The organism is Pseudomonas sp. HD6515, assembly GCF_024971855.1.
In the GTDB taxonomy this organism is placed as follows: domain Bacteria; phylum Pseudomonadota; class Gammaproteobacteria; order Pseudomonadales; family Pseudomonadaceae; genus Aquipseudomonas; species Aquipseudomonas alloputida.
This window is the reverse complement of record NZ_CP079827.1, coordinates 3,894,030-3,903,466: the sequence shown is the minus strand read 5'-3', so window position 1 is coordinate 3,903,466 and position 9,437 is coordinate 3,894,030. Positions and strand designations below refer to the sequence as shown.

Annotated in this window: 16 protein-coding genes; 1 reads left to right on the top strand and 15 read right to left on the bottom strand. The window is 62.4% G+C overall.

Annotated features, from left to right (window positions below):
- Positions 1-33: 33 nt before the first annotated feature.
- Genes KW568_RS18120 through KW568_RS18095 form a run of 6 tightly spaced genes read right to left on the bottom strand, consistent with a single transcriptional unit; the run spans position 34 to position 2,172 of the window.
- The gene (locus tag KW568_RS18120) at positions 34-357 is read right to left on the bottom strand and encodes a hypothetical protein (RefSeq protein ID WP_201212938.1); all 324 of its coding nucleotides are present in this window, start codon (positions 355-357) and stop codon (positions 34-36) included.
- A 56-nt stretch (positions 358-413) separates the two neighbouring features.
- On the bottom strand, positions 414-737 hold the full coding sequence (locus tag KW568_RS18115; RefSeq protein WP_232858630.1) for a hypothetical protein: 324 nt from the start codon (positions 735-737) through the stop codon (positions 414-416).
- Between the two features lie 46 nt (positions 738-783).
- Complete coding sequence (locus KW568_RS18110) at positions 784-1,179, bottom strand: phage protein NinX family protein (protein ID WP_232858773.1); 396 nt, start codon at positions 1,177-1,179, stop codon at positions 784-786.
- Positions 1,176-1,388: a hypothetical protein gene (locus KW568_RS18105; RefSeq protein ID WP_232858632.1), complete on the bottom strand. Its 213-nt coding sequence runs from the start codon at positions 1,386-1,388 to the stop codon at positions 1,176-1,178. Before KW568_RS18105 ends, KW568_RS18110 begins: the two co-directional genes overlap by 4 nt.
- Entirely contained in the window at positions 1,385-1,651 is a 267-nt protein-coding gene (locus KW568_RS18100) for a hypothetical protein (RefSeq protein WP_259536585.1), read from the bottom strand. The genes KW568_RS18105 and KW568_RS18100 overlap by 4 nt, the downstream gene beginning before the upstream one ends.
- Complete coding sequence (locus KW568_RS18095; RefSeq protein WP_259536584.1) at positions 1,648-2,172, bottom strand: hypothetical protein; 525 nt, start codon at positions 2,170-2,172, stop codon at positions 1,648-1,650. Before KW568_RS18095 ends, KW568_RS18100 begins: the two co-directional genes overlap by 4 nt.
- A 181-nt stretch (positions 2,173-2,353) precedes the next feature.
- Between KW568_RS18095 and KW568_RS18090 the strand changes: the two genes are divergently transcribed.
- On the top strand, positions 2,354-2,653 hold the full coding sequence (locus tag KW568_RS18090; protein ID WP_049274152.1) for a hypothetical protein: 300 nt from the start codon (positions 2,354-2,356) through the stop codon (positions 2,651-2,653).
- 47 nt (positions 2,654-2,700) lie between these two features.
- Here the strand turns inward: KW568_RS18090 and KW568_RS18085 are convergent, their stop codons facing one another.
- The 9 genes from KW568_RS18085 to KW568_RS18045 form a co-directional block, all read right to left on the bottom strand.
- Positions 2,701-3,624, bottom strand: coding sequence for a DNA cytosine methyltransferase (locus KW568_RS18085; RefSeq protein ID WP_121757583.1), 924 nt, complete (start codon positions 3,622-3,624; stop codon positions 2,701-2,703).
- An 18-nt stretch (positions 3,625-3,642) separates the two neighbouring features.
- Positions 3,643-3,993: a hypothetical protein gene (locus tag KW568_RS18080; protein WP_016711325.1), complete on the bottom strand. Its 351-nt coding sequence runs from the start codon at positions 3,991-3,993 to the stop codon at positions 3,643-3,645.
- A gap of 83 nt (positions 3,994-4,076) precedes the next feature.
- Positions 4,077-4,502, bottom strand: a complete 426-nt coding sequence (locus KW568_RS18075) for a hypothetical protein (protein ID WP_060489023.1) — start codon at positions 4,500-4,502, stop codon at positions 4,077-4,079.
- 365 nt (positions 4,503-4,867) lie between these two features.
- Positions 4,868-5,419, bottom strand: a complete 552-nt coding sequence (locus tag KW568_RS18070) for a hypothetical protein (RefSeq protein ID WP_029885840.1) — start codon at positions 5,417-5,419, stop codon at positions 4,868-4,870.
- A 249-nt stretch (positions 5,420-5,668) separates the two neighbouring features.
- Positions 5,669-6,181 (bottom strand): hypothetical protein, encoded by a 513-nt coding sequence (locus KW568_RS18065; protein WP_259536583.1) that lies wholly within the window; start codon positions 6,179-6,181, stop codon positions 5,669-5,671.
- Positions 6,178-6,807 (bottom strand): lambda exonuclease family protein, encoded by a 630-nt coding sequence (locus KW568_RS18060; protein WP_103444656.1) that lies wholly within the window; start codon positions 6,805-6,807, stop codon positions 6,178-6,180. Before KW568_RS18060 ends, KW568_RS18065 begins: the two co-directional genes overlap by 4 nt.
- Complete coding sequence (locus KW568_RS18055; protein WP_103444655.1) at positions 6,794-7,738, bottom strand: recombinase RecT; 945 nt, start codon at positions 7,736-7,738, stop codon at positions 6,794-6,796. Before KW568_RS18055 ends, KW568_RS18060 begins: the two co-directional genes overlap by 14 nt.
- A gap of 7 nt (positions 7,739-7,745) precedes the next feature.
- Positions 7,746-8,870, bottom strand: coding sequence for a hypothetical protein (locus KW568_RS18050; RefSeq protein ID WP_259536582.1), 1,125 nt, complete (start codon positions 8,868-8,870; stop codon positions 7,746-7,748).
- A gap of 187 nt (positions 8,871-9,057) precedes the next feature.
- The gene (locus KW568_RS18045) at positions 9,058-9,363 is read right to left on the bottom strand and encodes a hypothetical protein (RefSeq protein ID WP_028697931.1); all 306 of its coding nucleotides are present in this window, start codon (positions 9,361-9,363) and stop codon (positions 9,058-9,060) included.
- Positions 9,364-9,437: the final 74 nt, after the last annotated feature.

Below are 9,437 nucleotides of genomic sequence, written 5' to 3'. Positions count from 1 at the left end.
GTCTCCACGCCGCCGGTGGCGGCAGGTTGGTGGTCAATCGACCTGGTAGTAGACGTAGCAATTGACGCCCTGGTCTTTCAGCGATTGATGCATGGCTTGCACGCCGGCACTGTGCTGATTGCCCTGGCCTGGCCACGGCGTGTCCAGATGGATGCCTTGCTGGTGGTAGCGGCTCTTCTTCTGCAGATAGCCCGGGAGGCCTGGCAGTTGATTGGGGCGTAGGCCGGGCACCGGGATCACTACCCGGTCAAGGTTCGCGCTCCCGCCATCATCAGTGCAGGCAGCTGCTGCGGCCTTGCCAGCTTCCGTGGCAATACGCACCTTCGCCGGCAGGCCGGCCAGTTCTTCTTTTGTCATGGCAATAGCTCTCCATGCCCGCGCATGTCGGCGGGCTTGAGTTGTCGGGGGAGGGGTTATGCTGCTTTCTTGAGCCTGGGCGGGCTCGGCGGATAGCCGAAGTACATGCGGCTGCGCCCGGTGTAGCCGCATTCTCGGCAGCCAGCTGCCGGGTGGGCGTTGTAGCCATAGCTGCAGCTTGAGCAATCGCAGCTGCAACCTGAACACTCCACGGAACACACGCCCAGTACCTCGACTTCGCCGTCCCGGTTGATGGAGTAGTTGTGGCGTCGGTCCAGGCGGAAGCCGGTGATCTTCTCGGCTTCCTCATAGGTGGCTGGGATTACTCGGAAGCCCCACTTGGCCGTCGGGTCATCAACTGTGCGGGTTACCTTCCTCATTGAGGCGCTCTCCATACCAGGTAGGCCATGTACATCAGGGGCAGGATCATGGCATCAGCTCCTTCGGCACCTGGACGGTATCGCCGCGGATGAGTTCGACGATGGACCGGCACACCGCTACTGGCGTCGTATCCCCCCAGCCTTCACCCTCACGGCACGAGCCAGGCCGCCACGTGATGGCAACACTCTCGCCGTCCGCGCTACGCTCTACCAAGCGCACGTACTTGTCTTGCAGGGCGCCGGCCAGGGACCAGTCCTCCCATGGGTTGTAGCGCTTGGTGTGCTCGATGGCCTGGCCCCGGTACCGGGCGAACACCCGCCAGGGCACGCCGTTGTACCCGGGAGGCTCCAGGTACACGTCCAGCCCTTCCGCCTTGCCGACTGCCCATCCCAGCGCCTCACCGGCTAGGTCTGCCGCCTTCACTTCGATCAGGTCGGTCATGGCGCCACCTGCTGCGCCGCCTGGCGCTTCGCGAGCCACTTTTCGTGATGGCGCTCGCGTGATGCATGGACCCGTAGGCACTTTTTGCAGGTGACTTCGTTTGGGCGATCCGATCCATTCATGTCCTCGCCGGCCTGGCCGCACGCGATCTGGCAATCGTGGTCGTCGAAACAGCCACGGTGCGAAACGAGATGCACGATCTTGCTCACAGCTGATACCTCTCATCAATCCAGCGCCCAGGCGCCAGTGCGGGTGTAGGTTCGGGTTGGGTTTCGTGCGGCGAGAGCTGGCGCTGGTTGCCGGCCTGCAGTTGGCTGTCGGGGATGCAGCTGATGCCGCCGGCATAGCCACGCTTGAACGCGTAGCAGGTGACGCCGCGCTGGTTATCACGAACGACCTCGATGTCGTCGCTGAGTTGTTCTGCGCTGGCGCCGGTGGCCAGCAGCAGGAGGCAGAGGGCGAGGCGGGTCATTTGCGCAGGCCCTCGTCTGGGTCCAGCCCGTAACGCCGGCACAGCGCTTGGGCTACGCCTGAGCCGCAGACAAAGGCGTCCATCATGAGCACCCAGCGCGGGGTCTTCTGCCTGCTGGTCCCGCTTACGCACCGGACCGCAGTGCCGATGAGGTCATCTTCCGTGTACTCGCACCCCGCCAGGGTGATGGTCCGGCTGATGTCCTTCTGCTGCTCCAGCTGCTGGCGCAGGTTGCGGATCTCTTCAACCATGGCCAGCACCACTGCGGGCCGGGCCGCGCGATAGTGGGCCTCCGCATGTACGTGCGGCTCACCGATCCCGTAGAACTGGACACCCAGTGCCACGCCGTCGTAGTTCAGGTAGTCGGCCGTCAGCTCGACAGAGCCTTCACCGCCACACCCAGGGCATTCCATCCATCCTTCTTCGGCACCACCGACTTGGGCGCTGACGAAGTCTTGCGGGGTAGCAGCCTTGGCCGCCGCCTCGATCGCGTCGAGGTCCAACTCAATTTTTTCGGGCATGACGATTCCTTGGCCGCCATATCGCGGCAGTGAGTTGTACAAGTGGTTGGGTTCGGTACAAGAAAATCGGCCGATGGTCCGATTCAGTTCTCAAGCTGCGATACCGAGATTGCGTCTCGCCTCGCTTTGGCTATGGTGAGAGTTCACCTGTGGCATACAACTAAACTCGTAGGAGGTCGACATGAGGATTCGCGGTGAGGTTTTTTGGGGGTGGGCTGATCCAACGCTTCACCACCGTACTCACGACGAAACCCTCAGCGATGGAACGCATATTGATGTTCAGGTGCGACTGTCGCGGGGAGGTACGACGCAGATGTTCATCGGGGTTTATGCCCCTAGCGGTATGGCTATCCATGAGGAGGCCTTCGATTCGCGACCAGGGGAGTCGATGACTCGAGCTCTGGCCTGGGGGGTTGGTCGTGCTCGCCGTATTGCCTCTGATGGCCCTCCCGCCGCTGATCGAATCGCCGCCTCGAAATAATTGGGAGAGGGGTTACAGCTGGATGGAGTACAGATGTGCTCTTTCGGTCATGCGGCCTTCATCAAGGCCTCGATGACTCGCTGACCGGCCAGCGGTGGTACCGCATTGCCGGCCATGTGCATGGTCAGCCGGTGATTGTCCGGCCGTAGGGTGTCAGCTGGGAATGACATCGCGGCCAGGGCCTCGCTGGCGCTGAGCATCCGCATGCGGTCGCCGTCGACCAGAGCCCATCGGTCTAGGGTGGTAATGGTGCCGATCGGCCGGTTGATGTCGCGGCCGGTGGTGCCGGAGCCCTTGCCGTAGTAGGGCATGATGAAGCGATCTCCGAAGCGTTGGCGCCCGTTGCGCACTCGGTCGAGCGTGGCCTGGGCCCGGCCTAGCTTCTCGATCTGTGACCAGCGCCCGGCGTCGAAGTCGAGGAAACTGGCGGCTGACACATGCCGTTCCTGCGGCAGCTGCAGCATCAGCGGGGCCTTGCTGCGCGTCAGGACCATGAACAGGCGCACCCGGTGCTGCGGCACACCGAGGTCAGCGCAGTCCACGATGTGCGGCGCTGCCTGATACCCCAGCGCCTGGATGGCTTGCAACCAAGCCGGGTAGAGCACCCAGTCGGTGAACTCCGGTACGTTCTCGATGATGGCTGCCTGCGGCCGGTGGAACTCAAGGGCCGCTACCGGCGCCCAGGCCGTCGAGCGCGATGCGTCATGCTCAGGGTTCCCCGATTTCTTCCCGCGGGCCTTGGCGTGCCCCTGGCAACACGGCGAAGCGAGCAGGATGTCGTGAGCAGGTACCTGCTCCCAGCGAGCCTGGTGCAGATCCTGGCAGACATGCTCGGTGTTGGGATGGTTGGCTGCATGCCATTTCACGGCATCTGGCCAGTGGTTTGCCGCCCAGAGAACCTGGACGCCTGCGGCGCGCGCGCCGGTGCTCCATCCGCCGAGGCCGGCGAACAGGTCGATTGCTGTGGTCATAGTGGTCTCGGTCGAGGATCAGTCGAACAGGTGCTCGCGGCGCCCGGTCTCGTGGTAATGCAGGTCCTGAATGGCCTGCTGCTGGTCGATGGTGAACATCGGGTTGCAGGTGGTGCAGTGGCCGGCGATCTTGATTGCCTGGAACGACAGCGTGATGGATGAATGGTCCCTGTAGCAGGATGGGCACTTGATCGAGTCGCTTTCGCAGCACAAGCGCGCTTCGTCCTCGCCGTCATGGATGGTCTTGCATACCGGGCATTCGAACATCTCCTCCACTTCTGGCTGGCAGCACTCCCGGGCTCCATCTTCATCGTCGTGGATGTCGCCACAGAAGCCGCACTTGTAGAGCGTCCTGATCTGAACCTTCATGGTGTCTCCAGGCAGGCGCCGCCCTCTCCGGGGAGGCGTTCATCGTTTGAGAGGGGAAGGCGCTGGCGGGCAGCGCCGGAGGGTCAGGCGGCGACAGCGTTCTCGAACTTGATCAGAAGGCTCCGGCTGTCGTTGGTGCAGCCATCTTCCTTGACCCGGTAGGTGGCTGGCTCGTAATCGTAGATTCCAGTGATTACGCCCTGCGTGATGCGAGTTCCAATAGGCAGCGGAGGTTGTGGGTTATGCTCTTCAGCCCATGCTTTCACGGCCTTACGCTCCGCCTGATCAACCAGGGCATCGACTTCATCCAGCGCTTCCATGTCATCCCTGGTGGTGTCCCAGTAGGCGTATTTGTCGAGCTCCTTCGCCAGTTCGAAGCCATCCATGTGGCGTCGGTAGTGCTGGGCGATCGTCTCGGCGTCGGCGCCGTCCAGCTTCTCTGCTACCACCTTGCAGGCTTCCAGGATCATTGCCTTGTCGGCTGTCGGGCGGGGCGGGATGTTCTGCATGCGGAATCTCCTGAGCATGCGCCGCCCTCCGTGCTGGTGGCGGCATGGTGGCAATTTGGTTTGGGATGGGGTATTACGGGTGACCGGCATGGGGCCGGGCCATGGAGGTGCTGGATTGAAGAGGTTTCTGGTATTGGCAGCGCTGCTGCTTCCGTTTGGAGCCCAAGCTGAATCTGTAGAGGACAAGTATCCAGGCGATTGGAACTGGGAATACAACACCGCAATCTCCTCGTCGTTGGCTCAAGCCAAGGTAAAAAGCTGCGGCATCATCAGATACAGAGTCAGCAGGGATAGCAGTAGCGAATTCCTGGTTTACTGCTCAAACGACAATGAGAACTGGAAGGCCTACCTAGTCTGGCCAAACATCAACAAAGTTCTTGGGCCATACCAGCCAGACCCCTCATTGCCATAGGCTGGATAACCTCATCCCCTGGATCCTGCTGAATCATCAGCATGCTCTTCCGGTCGAAGGCCATGGCCATGCGGGGCGATATGCTGATTTCATGCCGTGGCGGGGTGAGAAACTTCGCTGCGTGCAGCCTGCCCAGAGCGTGGATGCCGTGGATCAGCGCCTCGATCATCTGGCTGTAAGTGGCGTCCGCCCAGCCGCATATCGCTCGCAGGTGCTGGCCGGTTCGTTTCCTGGCTGACAGCCGCAGCGGTTCAGACCGCGCCACAGATCGGTGAGCTTCGATTTCGTGGCGCGTAATCCTGAATAATGCGTGATGCCCGAGCGCTTCGATGTGATGAATCATCAGCGTCATCGCCTCGCCCTGTTCCTCGATGCCGGCCCACTCCATCAGCTCCAGCAGGGCCTGTTTAGTCCCTGGTCGAACCTTCAAGCGCAGGTCTTCTTCCTGTAACCGTTCGGCTTTGGCGCGGCGCTTCTCGTCGCGTTCCCTGGGTGACATCGCCATACGGCGCCTCCATGATTCCGCTGGGCGGGATGTGTATGTGCAGCTGGCGGCGACGCTGCTGCGTGAGCTTCTGGATGCGTCTCATGGGTGGCACACCTCAATGGGCGTTTTCTTCGTCGAGCCAGACGGCATAACCACCAGTAGACGCTTGTTTCCTCGGTATACGCCCCAAGGCTGACCAGTGGATCTGGCCATGGCGGCCGCGTACTTCACGGCTGGCACAGGCTGAGACATGGTGGCGATCATGGCCTACCCCCGATTCCGCTGGAGCGGGAAGTCGATGTCGAACGCAGCGAGGATGCGGGCGAATCTGCAGTTTCCAATGCCTAGCTCCAGTGTCACGCCCCACCGGGACATGCCGGAATCACGCAGGGCTATGATCTTGTCGGCGAGGTCGCGATCTTCCTGACTCGGCTCGGCCTTCACCTTTTCGGGTCTGGCCGGCTTCGGCGGGCTGAAGAACCTGAATCCTCCCCGCGCCGCTACGCCCCAGAGAGCGGTCTTGGTTTCGCCCAGGAGCTTTGCGACCTCGCCACAGGTCATGGTCTTGGCGAGCTCTTCTACCTGAGCTGTGCGGGCCTTGGCGCGGTTTTTGCGCTCGCTGCCGCGCTCCTGCTTGATTGGCTTGGCCCGCTTTGGCTTTGGTTCGGGGTGCTTGCGCTGCCGAAAAGGCACGTATTCGAAGCCCTCAAGCACTACGAGCTGGCCGCCAGACGCGAAGAAGGCAGCCTTCGCTGCCTCCAGGTCGATTGATTGGTTCATGCAGCCTCCTTCATCCGCTCGCGCATCTCCTTCTCCAGCTCGCTGAGCTCTTCCAGAAACGCCTTGATCTCGGCCTCCATTTCGCGGATGCGCTTGAAGTCGCGCTCGAAGCGATGGCACACGTACTGGAGTTGCTCGGGAAGGCGGTCGTCGTAGCTGACGAAGTCTGCCCAGGCCCTGCCGGTGCAGGCCATCTGGGCCAGCATCTGCCACTCGTACTGCGGGTCGTGGCGCTCAGACTGCATGGTGGCGATGTGGGTCGCAGTGTTCGGGCACTTGATCTCCAGCACGCCATCTTCGCCTACCAGGCCATCCGGTGACGCACCAAAGCCAGCAATTGTCGGGTGCATGACCAGACCGGTTTCGACAACCATCAGGCCTTTGTCGGCCTCGTAGGCCATACAGGCAAACGGTTCAAGCTCGACGCCGCGCTGCACGGCAGCATTGCGGGAAAGGTCGGCGCCGCCAGACTGGCCGGTGAGGCGCTCGCACAGAAGCTCCATCATGTAGTTTTTCCGGGTGGCAGATGGTGCGCCGCCCCGGCCGCTGGCCATCACATCCTTCACTCGACTCGCGGTGACGCAGCCAAGGCGTGCTGCGAACCATTCAGCGCTACGCTGCTCCATCTAACACCTCCTCAGATTCGCCTTCGATGGGCGCCGCCTCTGCCTTGATGGCGTCGGCGCGCTTGGTGACCTCGGCCTTGAAGCGGGCATGGCCGGTCGCATCCTTTGCCTGTTTCATGGCTGCGGTTGCCTGCTGGTACACATCGGTCAATGCTTCCAGGCTGCCGGCCTTCTGTGCCAGTGCAATCCAGTTGTTCACCATCTCGGGATCGGTGGGTGCCGAGCCAGCCAGGCTGGCAAGACCCTCACCCCCATCCGTGTTCAGGTGGTGAATCGCCTGCTCCAGGCGCTCTGTCTTGGGCCAGTACTTGTAGCCGCGCTTCACCACGGTCTTCTTAGCCATCTCGCCCGGGTCGGTGACCCACGGGCAGGATTTGTTCTTGCTGACCCAAGCTTTCCAGGCGCTGGAGCGGTCACGGATGGCGTTCACATCCTCGATGCTCATGGTTTCGGTCAGGTAATCGCCGTCGGCGGTCTTGACTACCACGTACACGCCGATCACTTCGCCGCGATCCTTGGCGAACGGGTTGTAGGAATGGGTCGGAGGCTTGTCGAAGCCGTTCAGGCTGAAAGCGTCTGCGGCGTAGACCAGTTCAGCCTGGGCCCAGCGGATTGCGCCGGTCGACATGGCCAGGTCCATCAAGCCGATGTAGCTGATGTCCAAGCAGATGCGGCCGTCTCTCGGTACCAGGTAGGCCTGTTTCTTGGCCGGGTTCAGGCTGATGCCGATTGCGGCGATGTTGGTGATCGCGTTGGCCACCGACTGCCTGTTCTGCATTGCCACCTTGGTGGCGTACTCGCTCGAGGTGATCACCTGGATGGCGAATTCGGCCTCGCGCTCGAAGTTCAGCGAGCGGTCAGTCAGCACATTGGCGAACTGGTTCCGCTGCGCGTAAATGTCCTGCGAGATTATGGCTACTGCTTGGCTCATGGCGACCTCAGTAGGAAATTGTGATGTTCGGGATCTTGCGCTGGGCGATCAGCTTGACCGCCTGCTTGGCGCAGGACTCAGGCATGCCGTGGGCCATGAAGGCTTCCAAGGCGGCGCGGTTGATGCTTCTGCGGTGGGCTTCGTCGCGCTCGCGGGCTTCCTGCTGGCGCACGATCTCGGCGGCGGCTGCATCGGCCCGGCGGCGCTCGTCCTGCCTGGCCCGCTCTGCTGCTTCCTCTTGCCGGCGTGCGGCGTCTTGGCGCTCCTGCTCCATCCGCTGCTCGGCGGCAACGCGGTCGGCTTCAGCCTGGATCCGGGCGCGCTCGGCTTGCTCGGCCTGCAACTTGAGCTGGAGGCGCTGGTTCTCGGCTTCGCGTTCTTGCGCAGCGGCCTGGTCAAGCAGTTCCTGCTCTCGGCGGGCTGCGGCTTCGCGTTCTGCTTGCTGCTGCTGGGCCACGCGCAGGCGCTCGGCCTCGACAGCGGCCTCTTGTGCCGCTCGAATCCGGTCCTGCTCGGCGCGCTCTTCAGCTTCGCGGCGCAGCCGGGCCAGCTCGGCCTGCTCTGCGTCGTGCTTCTGCCGGGCCGCCAGCGCTTCACGAAGCACGGCTAGCACCTGGTCTTTCACCTGTCCGGCCTCGGCGGTGAATTCCTCCCAGGCGTCGTCCAGGGCAACGCCTTCAACCCTTCCGATCCGGGCCAGAAGGTCCTCGGCGGTCAGCAGGCCGAGTTCGGCGCCTTCCGCTTTGATGGCTGCAATGCCTTGCTCATGCCGGGCGACACGGGCGGCTTCTGCCTGCTCCCACTCGGTGAGCGGCCGGCGCGTCTCGTCCCGCAGCGCGTCCATCGTGGTCACGAAGTCGCGAAGCTCAGCCTCGACCACCTTCGGCATTTCCTTGAGACGGCGCAGGTAGTCGCGACCCGGCTTCTCGACTGCGGTCTTCGACTTGCTAACCTTGGCGGCCAGGCTGGCGATGCGCTCGCGGCCCTTGCGGGTGGTCAGATCGGGAACTTCGCCCTCGATCTCACCCTTCACCAGGTCGATAAATTGCTTCAGGCCGCCGGCCACGTAGATGGCCGGGGCGTTCTCCTCGCTGATCTCTTCGATCGCGATCAGTTTCTGTTCTGCGGACATTAGAAAACCTCGCGCCAGGCCGGCGCCGTCAGTTGGGATAGGGAAATGCCAGGTCACCCAGGCACGGAGGTACGCTCCAGGCCCTGGCTGCGGTGGATGGTTGCGCGCTCTCGCCGCTTACGCTCCCGAAGGGGTACGGTTATCCCGAAGGGCCGCCGTGCTCGGCTACGTGATTCGGGTCAGGGGATCATTCGCCGCTGGTGTAGTCGCTGATCCATTCCTGAATTCGCTCGATGCCGATGGCATTCAGGGCTTCGTAGAAATCACCGCTGGCTTCAACCCATGCAGAGAAATGCTGTTCGCCCATGGCGTTAAGCAGGTTGACTGGGCCGGCTGTTTCTACGATGTCGGCCGGATCAACATCGTGCAGTCGATCTGCAACCGGGATGTCTTCGACAACCGCGGTCAAGTCGGCCTCAACCGTTACCAGCATCGTGTTGCCGCAGAAAGCCTCGAGCTGAACGTCGTGCGCCTTGAATGTGATGCTGCTCATTTGATTTCCTCAGGAAGTGATGTTGCCGGCCAGAGCGCTCAGGAGGAGCCAGCCAGTGCAGAAGGTGAGGGCGA

Coding starts and splice junctions, on each gene's coding strand:
- KW568_RS18120 (WP_201212938.1), bottom strand. CDS start 357: ATGACAAAAGAAGAACTGGCCGGCCTGCCGGCGAAGGTGCGTATTGCC.
- KW568_RS18115 (WP_232858630.1), bottom strand. CDS start 737: ATGAGGAAGGTAACCCGCACAGTTGATGACCCGACGGCCAAGTGGGGC.
- KW568_RS18110 (WP_232858773.1), bottom strand. CDS start 1,179: ATGACCGACCTGATCGAAGTGAAGGCGGCAGACCTAGCCGGTGAGGCG.
- KW568_RS18100 (WP_259536585.1), bottom strand. CDS start 1,651: ATGACCCGCCTCGCCCTCTGCCTCCTGCTGCTGGCCACCGGCGCCAGC.
- KW568_RS18095 (WP_259536584.1), bottom strand. CDS start 2,172: ATGCCCGAAAAAATTGAGTTGGACCTCGACGCGATCGAGGCGGCGGCC.
- KW568_RS18090 (WP_049274152.1), top strand. CDS start 2,354: ATGAGGATTCGCGGTGAGGTTTTTTGGGGGTGGGCTGATCCAACGCTT.
- KW568_RS18085 (WP_121757583.1), bottom strand. CDS start 3,624: ATGACCACAGCAATCGACCTGTTCGCCGGCCTCGGCGGATGGAGCACC.
- KW568_RS18080 (WP_016711325.1), bottom strand. CDS start 3,993: ATGAAGGTTCAGATCAGGACGCTCTACAAGTGCGGCTTCTGTGGCGAC.
- KW568_RS18075 (WP_060489023.1), bottom strand. CDS start 4,502: ATGCAGAACATCCCGCCCCGCCCGACAGCCGACAAGGCAATGATCCTG.
- KW568_RS18070 (WP_029885840.1), bottom strand. CDS start 5,419: ATGGCGATGTCACCCAGGGAACGCGACGAGAAGCGCCGCGCCAAAGCC.
- KW568_RS18065 (WP_259536583.1), bottom strand. CDS start 6,181: ATGAACCAATCAATCGACCTGGAGGCAGCGAAGGCTGCCTTCTTCGCG.
- KW568_RS18060 (WP_103444656.1), bottom strand. CDS start 6,807: ATGGAGCAGCGTAGCGCTGAATGGTTCGCAGCACGCCTTGGCTGCGTC.
- KW568_RS18055 (WP_103444655.1), bottom strand. CDS start 7,738: ATGAGCCAAGCAGTAGCCATAATCTCGCAGGACATTTACGCGCAGCGG.
- KW568_RS18050 (WP_259536582.1), bottom strand. CDS start 8,870: ATGTCCGCAGAACAGAAACTGATCGCGATCGAAGAGATCAGCGAGGAG.
- KW568_RS18045 (WP_028697931.1), bottom strand. CDS start 9,363: ATGAGCAGCATCACATTCAAGGCGCACGACGTTCAGCTCGAGGCTTTC.